We start from the raw sequence: 16,169 nt of genomic DNA on the forward strand, positions 1-16,169 counted from the left end.
TTGCCGGAAACTTTCAGGCACGCCCGGGCCGGTGTTCTGGACGAAGATGATCGCCTCTTCCTTGATGCGCTCGATCCGGATCGTAACCTCGGTATCGGGATCCGAATATTTGCAGGCGTTGGAAATGAGGTTCGCCAATACCTGCTTGGTGCGACCGACATCCGCAAAGACGGTGATGTTGTCATCGGGCAGCTGCAGGGAAAGGGTATTCCGGTGGCCGACGGCAAAAGGCATCATCTCATCCACCGACGCCTTCGCGATCTCTGCGACATCCACGTTGTCGTAGTTGAAGACGATCTCCCCCGAAGAGATTTTCTCCAGATCCAAGATGTCGTTGACGATAGCAGTCAGGCGATCCGCGTTGGTCTTCGCGATCTCGATAAGCCGGGCGGAGGCCGGGGTCATCTTGTCGGCGGAATTCGCTTCGAAAAGGCCCAGCGCGCCCTTGATGGAAGTGAGCGGCGTGCGCAACTCGTGGCTTACGGTCGCGACGAATTCGCTCTTGATCTGGTCGAGTTTCTTCTGGTCGGTAATGTCGACGATCTGCGCGATATAGACATTCGTCTGCGCGTTCTTGTCAAAGGTCCATGAGACGTTGAACAGGCCCCAGCGGCGCGACCCGTCCTTTGAAATGATCTGGCGGTCGATCTGGTAGGTCTTTGATTTCCCCTCCGCCGTCAGGCGGGAAACCTGTTCGTACATCACCTTGATGTCTTCGCGTTCAAGCAGGTCGGCCAGCCGCATGCGCCCCATCAGCTCGGAGCGGTCGTAGCCGCAGAGCTTGCAGAGCGCGTCGTTGACGCCGATGAACCGCCCCCTTTCGTCCATCAGCGCCATGCCCACGGGCGCTTCCTCGATCACGAGGCGGAAGCGCTCCTCGCTCGCTTCCAGCGCGTTGCGGGAATGGTGCAGATCGGTCACGTCGGTCTGGGTGCCGACCAGCCGCAGGGCCGTACCCTCGCGGGAGCGTTTGACCACAACGGCATCGGACCGCATCCAGCGCCAGGAGCCGTCACCGAAGCGTACGCGGTATTCGACGGTTGACCGCTCGGTGAGCCCTTCGATGCAATCCCGGTCCGCCTGCGTCAGCTTGGGCAGATCTTCGGGATGGATCCGGGAAATGAAATGCGCCTGTGTGTCAAAATTATGGCTATGCACGGTGGTGCCCATGATCTGATGCCAAGTCTTTGACACCACGGATTCCCCGGTCACGAGATCGACGTCGAAGACGCCGATTTCCGCCCCGGAAATGGCAAGGTCATAGCGCCGCTTGGTCTCTTCGACCTCGAGCCGGGCGTTGATCTCGGTGGTGACGTCCCGCACGATGGCTGTCGTACGCGGCTCGTTGTCGGCGGTTGTCCACGGGTTCGTCTGAACGTCCAGCATCAGCCGCGTTCCGTCCCGCGCCGTGCCCCGCGCGTTGAACCCGTGGTGCGTCGGCTTTCTGGACAGCATTTCAAGGAAATCGTCGAAGGAACGGCCTTTCATCTCGGCATCTGAATAGCCGAAAACGTCCTGCGCCGCCTGATTGGTGAATAGAACGACGCCGCGCTGATCCAGCAGGAAAACGGCGGCGACCGCGTTCTCGATGATCGAACGGTTCTCGGCCTCCCGCGCGCCCAGCTGGCGGGACCGTAGATCGGCCACTTCGGAAATGGCGTGGTTGCGCAGGCGCAATGTCCGCAGGGACACCGCCAGAAGCACCGTCAGCGCGATCCCCGCAAAAAGGATGAGCAGCGGCAGGACCGTGCTATAGGCCTGATCAAAGCCCGGGGTACTGTTGAAGGCCACATGCCAGGTGCGGCCATAGAGATCGAGGTTATGGGCCGCCGCGAAACGCCCTTGCTCCGCCTCTGGCATCGCGCTGTCGAAAATCAGCGCCTCCGAGGCCGGCATGGGGCCGTCATAAACGGAAAGATCGTAGTTCCGTCCCTGGTTCGGGGTGAGCCCTGACAGAAGATTGGTGCCGATGAAGGGCGCATAGACCCAGCCCCGGAATTCACCCCTGTCTTCGGGCACCACGCCGTTTATCTCGTTCTGGTAAACGGGCCGCAGCAGCAGAAAGCCGGGTTGCCGGGTGCTGTCCTGCACCAGCAGGATACGCGGGGTGAGGCGCGGCTCGCCCGTGGCGCGCGCTTCCTCGGCGGCCCTGCGGCGTCCTTCCTCGAACCCGATGTCCAGACCGAGCGCCTGCCGATTGAGATCGAGAGGGGAGACAAATTTGATCAGGAGTTTCTCTTCCCGGTCGGTAATCGGGTGGATCTGGTAGCGGGGGTCCACTTCGTCCGCCACCTTTTCGAGAAAGGCGGGAATGTCCTCTTCCATCACGGGCACGATCAGGCCGATCCCGTTGATCCCGGGCAGGAATTTCCTGATATTCAGCGTCTCGACGTAGGCCGCGAATTCCCGGGTGTCGACCTTTTCGGAGGCAAGCAGGAAGGCAGCCGCGCCGTTCAGGCTTTGCAGATAGGTGGAGAGCCGGTTTTCGAGGATCGAAACGCCATCCTCGACCAGTTCTGAAAATTCGGTATCGGCCGACAGTCGCGCAGCCGAGCGGGCATAGGAAAAGAGCGCGATACTCAGCGACAGACAGAGAATTATCAGAAAGATTTCCAACCGTCGGAACAAACTACCCTACCCCGCTCACAAGGACATTGCGGTGACCGCGTTGCGATCCTGCGGGCTTCTCTTGTCAGCATAGCTGAACGAGCTTGTATTTCGCCCACGACTACCACCTATAGGTAGAAACGAATCATCTGCCAATGTCTTTTTCCGTCTGCTCGGTCTCGAACCCCTTGTGATGGGCCCGTTCTTCAACTGGTTTAAAGGCAGTTTGATCAATCGCCAAGGGCGCGGACAAATCTTGAATCAAGGGGCGCGAAGCACCCGGGTAATGCGCCGGGGTTTCTCTGTTCAGGCCGTCGGAATGGAACCGCCCGGGGGAACAAAGCCCCCGGCGGAGCGGTTTCCCCTTTGACCCAACAAAGGAGAGTTAAGATGTCTTTAAAGACCCACTTCCTGACCGCCCTCGCCCCCATAGCCTTCGCATTGCCCGTGATGGCCGAACAACACATGCAGCCTGTCGCCTCCGCATTGGTGGATGGACAGGACGGCGCCATTGCCGGCAGCGTGACACTGAACGACACCGCCTCCGGCAGCATGCTTGTCACGCTGAACATCAATGGCGTGCCCGCAGGGGAGCACGCCGTCCATCTGCATGAAACAGGCGATTGTTCCGCGGCTGATTACAAATCCGCCGGCGGCCACATCGCGGGTGACAGTGAACATGGCGTGCTTTCGGCCAACGGCCCGCACCCCGGCGACATGCCGAACATGACCGTCGGGGATGACGGTGTGCTCAAAGGCGAAGTATTCCTGAGCGCGCTCGAAGTCGATACGATAATCATGGATGACGATAGCGCGGCGTTCATTATCCACGAAGGCGCGGATGACTATACATCCCAGCCCGCGGGTGACGCGGGTGCGCGGATCGCATGCGGTGTTTTCCAGAAGGAAGGCTGACACCGCCCCGTAGACCAAGTTTGAGAAGGCAGGCCCCCGGGGGGTCTGCCTTTTTTGCGGCTAGCCCTGGTTCGGTACAGTCGGTAACCGGAGCGTGAAGGTGGTGATGCCTCCTTCACAGGTGAGCCCGATATCCCCGTCATGGGCGATGGTAATGGCCGATGCGATATGCAACCCAAGGCCCAGCCCCTCGTCCGAAACCCCCACTCCCCGCTCGAACGGATCGAACAAGGTCTCGCGCATTTCTTCCGGGATCGGCGTGCCGTGGTTCGATATGGCAATGATCACTTCGCAATCCCGCAATTCGCAGTTCACATCGACGGCAGTGCCCGGATCGGCATGGCGTACCGCGTTCGACAGCAGGTTGGAAACGGCCTGCGCGATACGGGGCGCATCGCATTTCACCGGCTCGTCCAGATCCATCTGCATCGTGATCTCGCATTCGGGTGTCGCCGCGCGGGTTTCTTCCACCACGTTGGTGATTGCCTCGGCGAGCGGTGCGTCCTCGGTCGGAGTGACCTGAATGCCACCCCCCAGCCGCGCCTTGGCGTGGAGCATGATATTGTCGATCAGATCGCTCATCCGGTGAAGCGCGGCCCGCATCAGCGGCAATACCTTGGCTCCGCGCTCCGAAACCGTTTCCTGCTGCAACTGGCGCAGCCCGGCGTTCAGCGCCGCGACGGGATTTCGCAAATCATGGCCCAGCACCGCCACGAATTCTTCCTGAATCCGGGCGAGTTCGCGTTCCTTCTCCACCTCGCGGTCCCGGGCTTCCAACTGCTCCTCTGTTTCGAGGCTGCGCCCGATAATGTCGGCAAACATCTCCAGCATCGCCACGGCCCGCGGGTTCCTGACATTGCGCGGATCGGTATCGAGCGTGCAGAGCGTACCGAAGAAACTGCCGTCGCTGCGGCGGATCGGGACGGAGGCGTAGCTCGAAATGCCGAACTTCAGGGCGATGGGGTGATCCTTGTAGACCTCGTCAGTGGCCACATCATCGAACATGATCATTTCCGAGGTTTCGCGCACGGACTGGCAAAAGGTGGACTGAATCGAAAGCTCGTCCCCCGCGCGCAGGCCAAAGTTGACCTCATCCACGGTCCGGCAGGCGACCCAGCGATCCGCCGTCACACGTGCGACAGCCGCAAAACGCATGTCGGTGGCGAGCATCACCGTTTCGAGGATCGTCCCCACCAGTTCACTGCCAGTCAGGATTTCAATGTCGTTCTGGAAGTCATGTGACTTGGCCAGAAACGCCGCATGATCCTGCAGTGTACCGCCCTGCTGATCCGCATCACTCATTCTCAATACCTTCGTTGAATTCGATAACAACACAAACCTGCCAACCTTAGCCACTGCCTGCCGGAAGTTGCCATCACAAAGGTGCTTTTTCATTGCAGCTAAGGGGGGCTTGTCAACACGCGGGCCAACCGAAAGGCCCGATCGGCGGAGAATCGCAGGTTCAAGGGATGGGAATGCGCTTCGAAGAGGAGGCGGGCATCAGTCTGCCACTCCTGCCGCTCAGTGGGTCCACGCCCCACGGCGACCGGTCGCGAAATTCTCGCCGTAGCCGCCCGCGCGGATGTTCGCCTTGCGCCGGTTGGGCAGACGCACCTGCGCATCGATGCCATTTTCGCGCGCGTATTCTTCCGCTTCTTCGCGGGTATCGAACTGCAAGCGAACCTGGCTCTGTGTATCGTCGGAGGAGGTCCACCCCATCAGCGGGTCCACGTCCCGCGGTGACTGGGGCAGGAATTCCAGCAGCCAGACACGCGTTTTCGCGGTGCCGGAGGACATTGCCGTCTTGGCAGGCTGATAGATACGTGCGCGCATTGTCGGACTCCGTCGATTGCGCGGCATTTATCCGCGATTTGCGCTGCGGGGGCAAGCGGGACCGGGCGCATTTATAAGGTAAGCTCTGGCAATGCCGCGCTGCAGCGCTAATCTGCAAATTTGCTAGCTCATGAGTCTCCCATGCCCCCCATGTCTCCTTTTGACCTGCTCAATTTCAACCTGCGTCTCACCGCGCTCATCGTGGATACGCAGACGGTGATGGCCCTGCGCATCTGGGGCATGTCCGGCGCTCTGCCTCAGCGGCCCGGTGAAAATCTGCGGATGGTGCAGGAAAAGGGCCCCGCGATGCTCAAGGCGTTCTCCGCCGGGTCCGCTGCGCTGATGGCCGGCAAGCGCCCCGATCAGGTGGTGGACGCCGCTCTCGCCCCGTTGAGCCGCAAGGTAAGGTACAACCGGAAGCGGCTGCTGCGCTGAATTCGGGGATCGGCGTTCTCCTTTCGCCCACGCCCCCTTGAACAACGGGCCGCAGATGGCACCTATAGGGGGTCGCCCGAAGGAGCCTTCATCCATGCCCTACGCCCATTCCGACCGGTCGGAAACCATGCCCGTGCTTGCGAACCCCGCGCCCGATGTGCGCAACCGGCCCAAGCTGGAGGGCGGGAAGAAGTTCAACCTCGTGACGGAGTTCGAGGCGGCGGGCGATCAGCCCACCGCGATCGAGGAATTGTCCGAAGGGGTCGTTTCCGGCGAACGGGATCAGGTACTGCTGGGGGCCACCGGCACGGGCAAGACCTTTACCATGGCGAAGATCATCGAAAAGACCCAGCGCCCGGCCATCATCCTTGCGCCCAACAAGACGCTGGCCGCCCAGCTTTATGGCGAGTTCAAGGGCTTCTTCCCCGACAACGCCGTCGAATATTTCGTCAGCTACTACGACTATTATCAGCCCGAAGCCTATGTCGCGCGGTCAGACACCTATATCGAAAAGGAAAGCCAGATCAACGAACAGATCGACCGGATGCGCCACTCCGCCACCCGGGCGCTTCTGGAGCGGGACGACGTGATCATCGTGGCCTCGGTTTCCTGCATCTACGGCATCGGTTCGGTGGAGACCTATGGTGCCATGACACAGGACCTGAAAGTCGGCGGCTCCTACGATCAACGGCGGGTCATCGCGGATCTCGTGGCCCAGCAATACAAGCGGAACGATGCGGCGTTCCAGCGCGGCAGCTTCCGGGTGCGCGGCGACAGTCTGGAGATTTTTCCCGCCCACCTCGAAGACCGGGCATGGCGGCTTTCCTTCTTCGGGGAGGAGCTGGAAAGCATCACCGAATTCGATCCGCTCACCGGCGAAAAGACAGGTGCCTTCGATCAGATCCGTGTCTATGCCAACAGCCACTACGTGACGCCGAAGCCTACGATGCAGCAGGCCATCATCGGCATCAAGAAAGAGCTGCGCAGCCGGCTCGATCAGCTTGTCGGTGAAGGCAAACTGCTGGAAGCACAGCGGCTCGAACAGCGCACCAACTTCGATCTGGAGATGTTGGAGGCGACCGGCGTCTGCAACGGCATCGAAAACTATTCACGCTACCTGACGGGCCGCGCCCCCGGCGAGCCGCCCCCCACCCTTTTTGAATTCATCCCCGACAACGCCATCGTCTTCGCCGATGAAAGCCACGTGTCGGTGCCGCAGATCGGCGGAATGTACAAAGGCGACTACCGCCGCAAGTTCACGCTGGCCGAACACGGGTTCCGCCTGCCGTCCTGCATGGACAACCGCCCGCTCAAATTCGAGGAATGGGATGCCATGCGGCCGCAATCGGTCTTTGTTTCCGCCACCCCCGCCGCATGGGAAATCGAACAGGCGGGCGGCGTTTTCACCGAACAGATCATCCGCCCGACCGGCCTGCTGGATCCCAAGATCGAAATCCGGCCCGTCGAGATGCAGGTGGATGACCTGCTGGACGAGGTGCGCAAGGTTGCCGCCGACGGCTACCGCACGCTGGTCACGACCCTGACCAAGCGGATGGCCGAAGACCTGACCGAATACATGCACGAACAGGGCATCCGCGTGCGCTACATGCATTCGGACATCGACACGATCGAGCGCATCGAGATCCTGCGCGACCTTCGGTTGGGGGCCTTCGACGTGCTGATCGGGATCAACCTGCTGCGCGAAGGTCTGGATATTCCCGAATGCGGGCTGGTGGCCATTCTCGACGCGGACAAGGAAGGGTTCCTGCGTTCAGAAACCTCGCTGATCCAGACGATCGGCCGGGCCGCCCGAAACGCCGAGGGCCGTGTGATCATGTACGCGGACCGCATTACCGGATCCATGGAACGGGCCATCGGCGAAACCGATCGCCGCCGGGCCAAGCAGATTGCCTACAACGAGGCACATGGGATCACCCCGCAGACGGTGAAGAAGAACGTCGAGGATATCCTCGCCGGGCTCTACAAGGGCGATGTGGACATGAACCGCGTCACCGCCAAGGTGGACAACCCCCTGGCGGGCGGAAACCTGCAGGCGGTACTGGACGGGCTGCGCACCGACATGCGCAAGGCCGCCGAAAACCTCGAGTTCGAGGAAGCCGCCCGGCTGCGGGACGAGGTCAAGCGTCTGGAAGCCGTGGATCTGGCAATCGCCGACGACCCGATGGCGCGGCAGTATGCGGTGGAAAAAGCGGTGGACGATGCGCAAAAGGCAGCGGGCCGCTCAACCGCGGGCCGCGGCGGTATGCGCGGGGGTAACGTCAAACGGCGCAAGCGCTAGCCTTGCGCCGCGCGCGTCCTAGTCAAAGATCATCTTGCCGATCATCAGCAGCAGCGCCGCGCCGATCAGGCCCACCACGATGATCGCAACCAGCCCCCCGGCGGCAAGCGCGCCCAGACCGAGCAGGGCCAGAACGAAAGGCGCAAGCACGGCCCCGACGAGTCCCAGCAAGGCAAACTTGCCCTTGTGTTTTCCGGCGACGAGCCCGGCCAGCCAGCCCGCCACCAGACCGATGATGGCCAGCACCACGAATATGAAAATGCCGAAGCCCTGCAACAGTTCTTCCATCTGAGCGACCCTTTCCGTCTTGATCTACCTGACAACCCTGTCAGCCTGACTTCGTTCCCGCAACCTTCGCGACTCTGGGTATGACCGAAATCGAAGCGCACCATTCCCACCTCTACCCCGGCGCGACCGGGCGCATCCTGTCAGGAAAGGATGGCGCCGCGCTCATCCGGTTTGCGGATGGCGCTTCGGCCTCCGCGCACCTTGCATGGCCGGAACTTGCTGTCGCTGCCTATACCACTTTTGCCGGGTCAGATATCCCCGCGAAATCCTGGCGATTGGTCGAACTGGAAGACGGAGCGTTCCGCGTGAAGGCGCGGATTGCGGTCACCGAGACCTGCAAAAAGGGCGGCCATTAGCCGCCCTTCCTTCCTCGTTTCATCAAGGTCAGATCCAGTAGTAGGGAATGCCGTAGTGGTCAAAGGTCCGCTGTTCCCATGCACGGTCCTGATGCCAGTCGTCCCGGCGTTCAGGCGCGCCCTTGAGCTGTTCGGGCGTGATGTCCGTGACGAACCCGTGCCGCGAAGTATCGTAGCGGAGCGCATCCCATGGGACAGGGTGGTGATCTTCCCCCATACCCAGAAAGCCGCCGAACCCCATGACGGCATAGGCGACCTTACCGGACTCCTTGTCGATCATCAGATGGTCGATATGGCCCACTTCGGACCCGTCTGCACCGTAAACATTGGTTCCATTCACGTCAGAGGAGGAAACCAGCGAGGCGGTATGAGACTTCGTGTTCATTGCGCGTTCCTTTCTTGTCTGAATTGATAGAAACAAAACGCACGGTTTCATTTCAGGTTCCTGCCAAGGCCATGGGGTGGGCGGCATCCAGCCTAGGGCAAGAGGGCCGAAACCGCCCCCGCGCCCTTGTCCGTGAGGCCGAAGAATTATTTTCGTGGCGCTATTGAAAGTGGTCTGGGCGCGCACGATTTACCCTCCAGCGTATCCCCGGAGGACATAGAATGCGCATTACCCTGCCTGCCCTGCTGACACTCGGCGCCCTTGCCACGCCCGCCTTCGCGGACATGACCAGCGGCACGATCCTAGCCTACGACCGTCTCGCCAACGTCATCGTGCTTACCGACAAGACGCATTGGACCCTTCATGCCGATGCTCTCGTCCCTGCCGACCTGAAAGCCGGGGATAAGATCACCATCGATTTCGTATCCGACGGTGACAACGGCTCCCTGCCCGTCAAAAAGCTCGAACGCCAGTAAGGACCAAAAAAGGGTGCCCTGATTAAAGGGCACCCCGATACTGGTTAAAATTCCTTTGGTGAGAATTACTCTGTCTGCGCCGGCTCTTCGTCAGGCGGCGTGACGCTGATGCCCGGAACGGTGACGGTCTCTTCTTCCGATGTCACCTCGACTTTGGGCACTTCCACAGTGACCTCTTCCTCGGTCATTTCGATGGAGCCTACTTCCGCGTCGAACTTCGGCAATTCGCCCCCCTCAACCGAAACATCCACATCGGGCAGGCTGCCCTCTTGCGTTTGATCAATGTCGATGAGGTAGACTGCACCGGCGATGACGACGGCGGCAACCAGCCCCCCGACCACGGCAACACTCGTTTTCATTGTGTATTCCTTCTTTCCTTTCAACGCCTGATTGGGCGCTGTCGGTGCAGAAACCATCGAAAGACAAAAGGGTTCCGGCCAGGGAAAGGTTCCGAACGAAAGTGTGGAACGCCGGTCACATTTCCGCGTTGAGCCTCCAGACACGTCATTTCGTTATCGGAGGCAAATATGGAATTCGGAATTTTCGGCCTAATCGTGCTGATCGCCGACATCTACGCGATCTATCAGGTACTTACCTCGGCAAGCTCCACGGCGGCAAAGGTGATCTGGACCCTCGTGATCCTGATACTGCCCGTGCTTGGCTTCATTGCTTGGCTCATCGCAGGGCCGCGCGGCAACAAAGTCCGCACCTGATCGATAAAGTTATGTGACAAATGGCCCCTTTCGAGGGGCCATTTTCATTTGGCGGTCGCGGTAACCTTTTCTTAGTGCCGGATTAACCAAGATGGCGGGCAGGAGCGCCGTCATGAAACCTCTCGCCTTTGCCTTCACCCTACTGGTCCAAACACCCGCTCCCGGCGCCGCCGGTCCATGGCTGGCAGAGAGCGGGAGCACCTTCACTTCGGTTTCAACGACGCTCAATTATCAGCTGGATGTAACCCGCAACACCTACCTTGAACACGGGCTGCATCCCCACCTGACCCTCGGCGCAGAGCTGATCCTTGAAAACGATCGGTTCGGCAGTCGGAAAGGCGGTGCCACGCTGTTCCTGCGACGACCGCTCGACATGGGGGCGGCTCCCCATCTTTTCGCCTATGAACTGGGTCTGGGCGCGCGGTGGGCAAATGAGGTGACCCACCCCCACGCCCAAGCGGGGCTGTCATGGGGGCGGGGTTTCGAATGGCGGGGAACATCGGGTTGGGCCACGGTCGATAGCGCCCTGCGTAAGGGGCTGAAGGACAGCGGCTATCTCTTCAAGGTAGATGGTACAATCGGGCTCAACCTCACCTCGGATCTCGCGGCAATGGGTCAGATATACCTCTATCAAAGTGAAACCGGGAACGGGGCTACCTTGGCGCCTTCCTTTGTCTGGCGTTACCTCGAAACGCGGGACAGCCGGATCCAGATCGGTTTTGAAACCCCTTTGGACCGGCCTGAACGAACCGCCGCCAAGATCGGGCTTTGGCAACGGTTCTGATCACGGTCCCTCAGCGGTTGTCCATCCGCACCAGCACGGAAACCTTGCCCTTCACCGGGGTGCCCCAAACGAGGTGCAGGCGTTTGCCATCCGTCCCTTCCGAGAGCCGGCAATAGGGCATCTGGTACTGCGCCACATTCGCTGCATTACGAATTGCGCCATGCGCCACCACCGCATCGGCGTTCAGCGCCTGTCCCTCGAAGGGCAGCTTGCCATCCGTTCCGATGATCCAGGTATCGGCGGGCGTGGTCTGGGTAAATTCGATCTCCACCGCGTTGGAAACCTGTCGGTCGACGAGATGAAAGGAATTGCCTTTCATCACCACGTTCTTGCACCGGGAAAGGTCCAGATCGGCAAAGGTCGTATCCACGCGCTCAACCCGTTCGATTGCGCCGTTGATGCTGCGGAACTTGTTGCCGGTGATCGTCACACCATTCAGGAAATGCCCCGCCCCATGCGGCTTGACCACGAGATAGCTGAACCACGGTGCAACTTCGCCGGACAGGAAGATGTTGTCCGTCACGCTCAGCGCGCTGAACGAAAAACCGGAGGTGAAGCCCGGCGTCGGGTCCTGTTCATTCGTCCATTCAATGAAACAGTTATCGACATAATTGCCCGTGACAACCGCCGAGGTATAGGACGACGCAAGGATCAGACCGGCAGACCGCACCCCGTTGTCGATGGCATCCCCCTGAAAGAAATGGTTGCCGGTAACGATGCTGTTGCCCCCGGCCAACAGAGCGAAATGCCGGAATTTCGTGGCCCTGTTGTCGCGCAGCTTCACGTCATTGGCGTTGGTGTTGAGCGCGATGGTACGGCGTTCCGGCACCGTCAGCGCATCTTCCGAGGACAGGAACTGGCACCGGTCGATCAACATGCCCTGACATCCCCCGCCGGTGGAGGTCACACCGCGATCCATGGGCCTGCTCACGAAACAGTCGCGCAGGTGAAAGGTGATACCGGAAGGTGCGAGGTTGATCCCGCTGCACCGGTCGTTGCACTGAAACTCTACATCGTCGAGCACGAATTTGCTGAGGCTGGCAAAACCGCTGAAATCCATCAGGTACTTGAAACGCGAGAATGTGAAATTCTGCGTGCCCGCCGCGTCATAAAGCGGCGCGTTCAGCGTAATTTCCTGCTGCGCCACATTTTTCGATCGCACATAAATCTCACGCCCGACGCCCACCCCGGATACATGTGCACCCACGGGAACCGAGGCCACGTTGACCACGCCTGTCAGCTTGCGGGGGTCCGACGGCGAATAGGTCGCCCGCGAGGTGACGGTCGTCGTGTCCCACGCGCTGCTCGCCGCCGCTTCGAGCTGACCGTTGCGGATGACACGCCGGGTCGCATAGCTCGACTTGTCCGGAACGGCGGACTGCATGTCGAGCGGGGCGCTCACCGTTATCTTGCGCCCGCCCATGTCGAGCGATTCGTGGTCGGAATTGCTGAGCAACGCCTGAAACGCTTTCAGGAACGCCGTTTCCTCACCGCCGAAGGCTTCGATGTACTGGGGCAGGTTGAAATCCCGGCGCAGCAGCAACACCGCCTCAGCAGGCATGCTCACCTTGCCTTCGAACCGGGTCGGCGCGTCGAAAGTCACACTGGTTTCAAGGCGAAAGGTCCCCTCCGGCACCAGCACGCAGCGCCCCGCCGCGACGGCATTGGCGGCTTCAAACGCCGCGGTATCGTCGGTCACGCCATCGCCTACAGCGCCATAATCCCGCACGTCGACCTGTGCGAGCATGTCGCGCAGAAAGATGGATGTGACATCTTCGATCACCAGATCGTCGATCCTGACGACGCCCCCGGTCTGCCCGGTCAGATCGATCCCGAAATGCCCGTATTGCGGCTCCATGCCCCAGACCATGTCCACCCCGGCCCGGTTCCCGGTGCCTACGATGGCGGTGATCTCCTCTACCTTGCCATAGGTCGTCAGCTGCGTTGCAGGCCCGAACTCTAACAGTCCGCTTGCCCGCGATCCGTTGGACAGCGCTGGATAGCCCGCAATGCGCACCGCAGGAAGATTGCCGCTGACCGCCTTGACCCGCGCCGTTATCCGCAGGTAGCAGCCCGGCAAAATCGGCGTTTCCCCCTTGTAGCGCAACCGCTGTATCGTCTGCGTCTTCAAGAGTTCGAGCGCTCCGCCGAAATCCTGATCCGCCGCAATGAATGCCGCATCCGCCGAACCTTCGTAACTGTCCGAACCGGGCGTTCCATCGGCGCTGGAATAGGGCTGCAGCCCATCCGCGAAGGGGCTCGGCATCAGCAGCAGTCCGTCGGTAATCGCCTTGTTCATTGAATCTTCCCTTTCTGCGGCATCCCGAAGCATCGGGACCGGCACGTGTTCCAGCGGCGCGTTGCCGGGCAACGCAGGAACGGGGAAGTATTCTTCAGGTATTAACGAAGGGCGCGCCGGGGGCGCGCAGCAAGCAAAGACCGCGCAACGCTTGGGTCAGGCCGTAACGCCCGGATTACCGAGGATCTGAACGGCACCGATGCGCCAGCCTTCTTCGGTTTCTTCCATCTTGTAGTCGAGCAGATGCATGAAACCCTTCGCATCGGTTATCTGAACCTTCTGCCAGAGGTTCCCGGCCACTTCGCGCAGTTCAAGATACCGCACCTCTGCCGGGCGATGGACCATGGGATACCCCTGGGTGACCATGCGCTCGAAATTCTGCGGGCTCTGGAAAAGAAACCTGAGTTGCGGTGTGGCATAGCCAAAGGCGGTGTCGAAATCGTCCGCCTTGAAGGCTTCGAACTGGCTATCGATGGTCTCCTTGATCTCGGCATCCTGCGCCAGAGCCGCGATGCCGCTCGAAAGAGCCATCAATGTTCCCAGAATAAGTGCGATCCATCCTTGCCGCATGTCGGTATCCTCCCTAACCGCCTGACTTATGTTAAGTCACGCGGGTCAGCAGGCAAGAGTTTCACCCTGCGACGAGTCGCCCCGCCAGCGCCGCATCGATAAGCGCGGTCGTCTCGTCGATGCCGTAGAGCGCGATGAAACCACCGAACCGGGGGCCCTGGCTCGCCCCCAGCAGCACTTCGTAGAGCGCCGTGAACCAGTCGCGCAGCGGATCGAACCGGGGCTTGCCCACCGCGAAAACCATGCTTTGCAGGGCTTCGGCATCGGCCCCGCCATCCCAGTTTTTCAGGCGGTCGCGAAGATCTTCGAGCGCCTCGCGCTCCGATTCGCTGGGCTCCCGGAAGACTTTGTTCGGCTTTACAAAATCGTTATAATAGCGCACCGCGTGACCGGCCGCCGCGTCCATCCCCGGATGGCTTTCCGGCGAAGCCTCGGGCGCATACCTCTGGATGAATCCCCAAAGCTGCGACTTGTCCTCGGCCGAGGAAACGGAAGCCAGATTGAGCAGCATGGAATAGGGCACCACCATGTCCGATGCCGGGACTTCGCCGCCATGGATGTGCCATACCGGATTGTTGAGCCGCGCCTTGGTATCCTGCGTTTCATAGGCCCGAAGCTGTTGATGGTATTCATCGACAGCCTTCGGAATAACGTCGAAATACATGCGCTTCGCCGTCTTCGGCTTCTGATACATGAAGTAGGACAGGCTTTCCGTGCTCGCATAGGTCAGCCATTCGTCGATGGTAAGACCGTTGCCGGATGATTTGGATATCTTCTGCCCGTTTTCGTCGAGGAACAACTCGTAGGTGAAATGCTCGGGCGCCTTTTCCCCCAGGATGCGGCAGATGCTGTCGTAGATCGGGGTGTTGGTGGAATGGTCCTTCCCGTACATCTCGAAATCGACACCCAAAGCCGCCCAGCGCGCCCCGAAATCGGGCTTCCACTGCAGCTTCACATTGCCGCCCGTGACGGGCAGCGTCATTTCGGTACCGTCCTCGTCGTCAAAAGTAATCGTGCCGTCCTTGGCGTTTACCTCTTTCATCGGGACATACATGACACGACCCGTTTCGGGATGGATGGGCAGGAAGATCGAATAGGTCTGCCGGCGCTCTTCGCGCAGCGATTTGAGCATTACCGACATGATTTCATCGTACTTTTCGCAGGCGCGCAGCAAGATTTCATCGAACTGGCCGGAACGGTAGAACTCCGTCGCCGAATAGAACTCGTACTCGAACCCGAAGGTATCGAGAAACCGTCGCAACATCGCGTTGTTGTGGTCGCCGAAACTGTCGAACTTTCCGAACGGGTCCGGGACAGAAGTCAACGGTCGCTGCAGATGCTCGGCCAGCGCCTCCGGGTTGGGTACATTGCCCGGCACCTTGCGCATACCGTCGAGATCGTCGGAAAAGCAGATCAACCGCGTGGGAATATCGCTGATCGCCTCGAAGGCGCGGCGGATCATCGTGGTGCGCGCGACCTCCCCGAAGGTACCGATATGCGGCAGGCCCGACGGGCCATAGCCCGTCTCGAACAGGACGTATCCCTTTTCCGGCGGCGCTTTTTCATAGCGTTTCAATACCCGGCGCGCTTCTTCGAAAGGCCATGCTTTGCTGGTCATTGCCGCTTCGCGCAGTTCGGACATTGTCTATGCTTTCCAATTGAGTTGCCCGGCGCGGGGGCGCCGGCGTCGCCCGTTCCTATTGCGTCACCCCTGAGCCGTCAATATTCTGCGCTGCAACGTGAAATCCGAAGGACAGCCGATGCCCAGCGAAGACCCACATTCCCTCAGCGCGCAGGATTGCCTTGTCGCGTTGATGATCGCCATTTCCGCGTCGGATGAAGACATTCGCACCGCCGAACTGGTCAAGATCGAATCCGCGGTGAACACCTTGCCGATTTTTTCGGGCTACGACAGCGACCGGCTGACCACCATGGGCAAGACGGTCTTCGATCTCTTCGAGCAGGAAGACGGGTTGGACGCGCTGTTCGGCCTGATCCGCGAATATTTACCGGAACGCCTGTTCGAAACCGCCTACGCCCTCGCCTGCGACGTGGCAGCCGCAGATGGCCGCATACGTGAAGCCGAATTGCGCCTGCTGGAGGAAATCCGCTACGAGCTGAACCTCGATCGCCTGCATGCCGCGGCCATCGAAAGAGGTGCCCGGGCACGCCACATGACCTGAGGTGAAACCCCGGCGGTCATGCCCCG

17 protein-coding genes are annotated in these 16,169 nt (G+C 60.4%); 8 read left to right on the forward strand and 9 right to left on the reverse strand.

What is annotated here, in order from left to right; translation table 11 throughout:
• Positions 1 to 2,628, reverse strand: a 2,628-nt coding sequence (locus tag A3728_RS09390; RefSeq protein WP_150120710.1) for a PAS domain S-box protein, incomplete at its 3' end; no start/stop codon positions are given.
• A gap of 369 nt (positions 2,629 to 2,997) precedes the next feature.
• Here A3728_RS09390 and A3728_RS09395 point away from each other — a divergent pair.
• Complete coding sequence (locus A3728_RS09395) at positions 2,998 to 3,522, forward strand: superoxide dismutase family protein (RefSeq protein WP_067922611.1); 525 nt, start codon at positions 2,998 to 3,000, stop codon at positions 3,520 to 3,522.
• Positions 3,523 to 3,582: 60 nt separating this feature from the next.
• Here A3728_RS09395 and A3728_RS09400 read toward each other — a convergent pair whose 3' ends face one another.
• Both A3728_RS09400 and A3728_RS09405 read right to left on the reverse strand, forming a co-directional pair.
• The gene (locus A3728_RS09400; RefSeq protein WP_067922614.1) at positions 3,583 to 4,824 is read right to left on the reverse strand and encodes a GAF domain-containing sensor histidine kinase; all 1,242 of its coding nucleotides are present in this window, start codon (positions 4,822 to 4,824) and stop codon (positions 3,583 to 3,585) included.
• A 219-nt stretch (positions 4,825 to 5,043) separates the two neighbouring features.
• Complete coding sequence (locus A3728_RS09405; RefSeq protein WP_067922617.1) at positions 5,044 to 5,355, reverse strand: ETC complex I subunit; 312 nt, start codon at positions 5,353 to 5,355, stop codon at positions 5,044 to 5,046.
• A gap of 141 nt (positions 5,356 to 5,496) precedes the next feature.
• On the opposite strand from A3728_RS09405, the gene A3728_RS09410 reads away from it, so the two are divergent.
• Together A3728_RS09410 and uvrB are read left to right on the forward strand one after the other, a co-directional pair.
• Complete coding sequence (locus A3728_RS09410; protein ID WP_236628288.1) at positions 5,497 to 5,790, forward strand: antifreeze protein; 294 nt, start codon at positions 5,497 to 5,499, stop codon at positions 5,788 to 5,790.
• A gap of 94 nt (positions 5,791 to 5,884) precedes the next feature.
• Positions 5,885 to 8,089 carry an excinuclease ABC subunit UvrB gene (gene uvrB / locus A3728_RS09415; RefSeq protein WP_067922620.1) on the forward strand — a complete coding sequence of 735 codons (2,205 nt, stop codon included), beginning with the start codon at positions 5,885 to 5,887 and terminating at the stop codon, positions 8,087 to 8,089.
• An 18-nt stretch (positions 8,090 to 8,107) separates the two neighbouring features.
• On the opposite strand, the gene A3728_RS09420 is transcribed toward uvrB, so the two are convergent.
• Positions 8,108 to 8,377 carry a hypothetical protein gene (locus A3728_RS09420; RefSeq protein WP_067922623.1) on the reverse strand — a complete coding sequence of 90 codons (270 nt, stop codon included), beginning with the start codon at positions 8,375 to 8,377 and terminating at the stop codon, positions 8,108 to 8,110.
• An 80-nt stretch (positions 8,378 to 8,457) separates the two neighbouring features.
• On the opposite strand from A3728_RS09420, the gene A3728_RS09425 reads away from it, so the two are divergent.
• Positions 8,458 to 8,733, forward strand: a complete 276-nt coding sequence (locus A3728_RS09425; RefSeq protein WP_067922626.1) for a hypothetical protein — start codon at positions 8,458 to 8,460, stop codon at positions 8,731 to 8,733.
• A gap of 28 nt (positions 8,734 to 8,761) precedes the next feature.
• On the opposite strand, the gene A3728_RS09430 is transcribed toward A3728_RS09425, so the two are convergent.
• Complete coding sequence (locus A3728_RS09430; protein WP_150120711.1) at positions 8,762 to 9,118, reverse strand: PRC-barrel domain-containing protein; 357 nt, start codon at positions 9,116 to 9,118, stop codon at positions 8,762 to 8,764.
• A gap of 221 nt (positions 9,119 to 9,339) precedes the next feature.
• On the opposite strand from A3728_RS09430, the gene A3728_RS09435 reads away from it, so the two are divergent.
• Positions 9,340 to 9,594 carry a hypothetical protein gene (locus A3728_RS09435; RefSeq protein ID WP_067922629.1) on the forward strand — a complete coding sequence of 85 codons (255 nt, stop codon included), beginning with the start codon at positions 9,340 to 9,342 and terminating at the stop codon, positions 9,592 to 9,594.
• 65 nt (positions 9,595 to 9,659) lie between these two features.
• Here the strand turns inward: A3728_RS09435 and A3728_RS09440 are convergent, their stop codons facing one another.
• Positions 9,660 to 9,953: a hypothetical protein gene (locus tag A3728_RS09440; RefSeq protein ID WP_067922632.1), complete on the reverse strand. Its 294-nt coding sequence runs from the start codon at positions 9,951 to 9,953 to the stop codon at positions 9,660 to 9,662.
• A 168-nt stretch (positions 9,954 to 10,121) separates the two neighbouring features.
• On the opposite strand from A3728_RS09440, the gene A3728_RS09445 reads away from it, so the two are divergent.
• Together A3728_RS09445 and A3728_RS09450 are read left to right on the forward strand one after the other, a co-directional pair.
• Positions 10,122 to 10,307 carry a PLD nuclease N-terminal domain-containing protein gene (locus tag A3728_RS09445; RefSeq protein WP_067922635.1) on the forward strand — a complete coding sequence of 62 codons (186 nt, stop codon included), beginning with the start codon at positions 10,122 to 10,124 and terminating at the stop codon, positions 10,305 to 10,307.
• 112 nt (positions 10,308 to 10,419) lie between these two features.
• The gene (locus A3728_RS09450; RefSeq protein ID WP_067922638.1) at positions 10,420 to 11,091 is read left to right on the forward strand and encodes a hypothetical protein; all 672 of its coding nucleotides are present in this window, start codon (positions 10,420 to 10,422) and stop codon (positions 11,089 to 11,091) included.
• Positions 11,092 to 11,101: 10 nt separating this feature from the next.
• Here the strand turns inward: A3728_RS09450 and A3728_RS09455 are convergent, their stop codons facing one another.
• The 3 genes from A3728_RS09455 to A3728_RS09465 all read right to left on the reverse strand — a co-directional run bounded on the left by A3728_RS09455 (position 11,102) and on the right by A3728_RS09465 (position 15,602).
• Entirely contained in the window at positions 11,102 to 13,390 is a 2,289-nt protein-coding gene (locus tag A3728_RS09455) for a glycosyl hydrolase family 28-related protein (protein ID WP_067922655.1), read from the reverse strand.
• Positions 13,391 to 13,546: 156 nt separating this feature from the next.
• A complete protein-coding gene (locus A3728_RS09460; RefSeq protein WP_067922641.1) occupies positions 13,547 to 13,960 on the reverse strand; it encodes a DUF4864 domain-containing protein in 414 nt (137 codons plus the stop codon).
• A 61-nt stretch (positions 13,961 to 14,021) separates the two neighbouring features.
• Positions 14,022 to 15,602, reverse strand: a complete 1,581-nt coding sequence (locus A3728_RS09465; protein ID WP_067922644.1) for a lysine--tRNA ligase — start codon at positions 15,600 to 15,602, stop codon at positions 14,022 to 14,024.
• Positions 15,603 to 15,720: 118 nt separating this feature from the next.
• Here A3728_RS09465 and A3728_RS09470 point away from each other — a divergent pair, with 118 nt between their 5' ends.
• On the forward strand, positions 15,721 to 16,143 hold the full coding sequence (locus A3728_RS09470) for a tellurite resistance TerB family protein (protein WP_067922647.1): 423 nt from the start codon (positions 15,721 to 15,723) through the stop codon (positions 16,141 to 16,143).
• Positions 16,144 to 16,169: the final 26 nt, after the last annotated feature.

Source organism: Sulfitobacter sp. HI0040, assembly GCF_001634885.1.
Taxonomy (GTDB): domain Bacteria; phylum Pseudomonadota; class Alphaproteobacteria; order Rhodobacterales; family Rhodobacteraceae; genus Sulfitobacter.

Excerpts from the sequence above, each read along its gene's own strand:
- A3728_RS09395 (WP_067922611.1), top strand. The coding sequence starts at position 2,998 with ATGTCTTTAAAGACCCACTTCCTGACCGCCCTCGCCCCCATAGCCTTC.
- A3728_RS09400 (WP_067922614.1), bottom strand. The coding sequence starts at position 4,824 with ATGAGTGATGCGGATCAGCAGGGCGGTACACTGCAGGATCATGCGGCG.
- A3728_RS09405 (WP_067922617.1), bottom strand. The coding sequence starts at position 5,355 with ATGCGCGCACGTATCTATCAGCCTGCCAAGACGGCAATGTCCTCCGGC.
- A3728_RS09410 (WP_236628288.1), top strand. The coding sequence starts at position 5,497 with ATGCCCCCCATGTCTCCTTTTGACCTGCTCAATTTCAACCTGCGTCTC.
- uvrB (WP_067922620.1), top strand. The coding sequence starts at position 5,885 with ATGCCCTACGCCCATTCCGACCGGTCGGAAACCATGCCCGTGCTTGCG.
- A3728_RS09420 (WP_067922623.1), bottom strand. The coding sequence starts at position 8,377 with ATGGAAGAACTGTTGCAGGGCTTCGGCATTTTCATATTCGTGGTGCTG.
- A3728_RS09425 (WP_067922626.1), top strand. The coding sequence starts at position 8,458 with ATGACCGAAATCGAAGCGCACCATTCCCACCTCTACCCCGGCGCGACC.
- A3728_RS09430 (WP_150120711.1), bottom strand. The coding sequence starts at position 9,118 with ATGAACACGAAGTCTCATACCGCCTCGCTGGTTTCCTCCTCTGACGTG.
- A3728_RS09435 (WP_067922629.1), top strand. The coding sequence starts at position 9,340 with ATGCGCATTACCCTGCCTGCCCTGCTGACACTCGGCGCCCTTGCCACG.
- A3728_RS09440 (WP_067922632.1), bottom strand. The coding sequence starts at position 9,953 with ATGAAAACGAGTGTTGCCGTGGTCGGGGGGCTGGTTGCCGCCGTCGTC.
- A3728_RS09445 (WP_067922635.1), top strand. The coding sequence starts at position 10,122 with ATGGAATTCGGAATTTTCGGCCTAATCGTGCTGATCGCCGACATCTAC.
- A3728_RS09450 (WP_067922638.1), top strand. The coding sequence starts at position 10,420 with ATGAAACCTCTCGCCTTTGCCTTCACCCTACTGGTCCAAACACCCGCT.
- A3728_RS09455 (WP_067922655.1), bottom strand. The coding sequence starts at position 13,390 with ATGAACAAGGCGATTACCGACGGACTGCTGCTGATGCCGAGCCCCTTC.
- A3728_RS09460 (WP_067922641.1), bottom strand. The coding sequence starts at position 13,960 with ATGCGGCAAGGATGGATCGCACTTATTCTGGGAACATTGATGGCTCTT.
- A3728_RS09465 (WP_067922644.1), bottom strand. The coding sequence starts at position 15,602 with ATGTCCGAACTGCGCGAAGCGGCAATGACCAGCAAAGCATGGCCTTTC.
- A3728_RS09470 (WP_067922647.1), top strand. The coding sequence starts at position 15,721 with ATGCCCAGCGAAGACCCACATTCCCTCAGCGCGCAGGATTGCCTTGTC.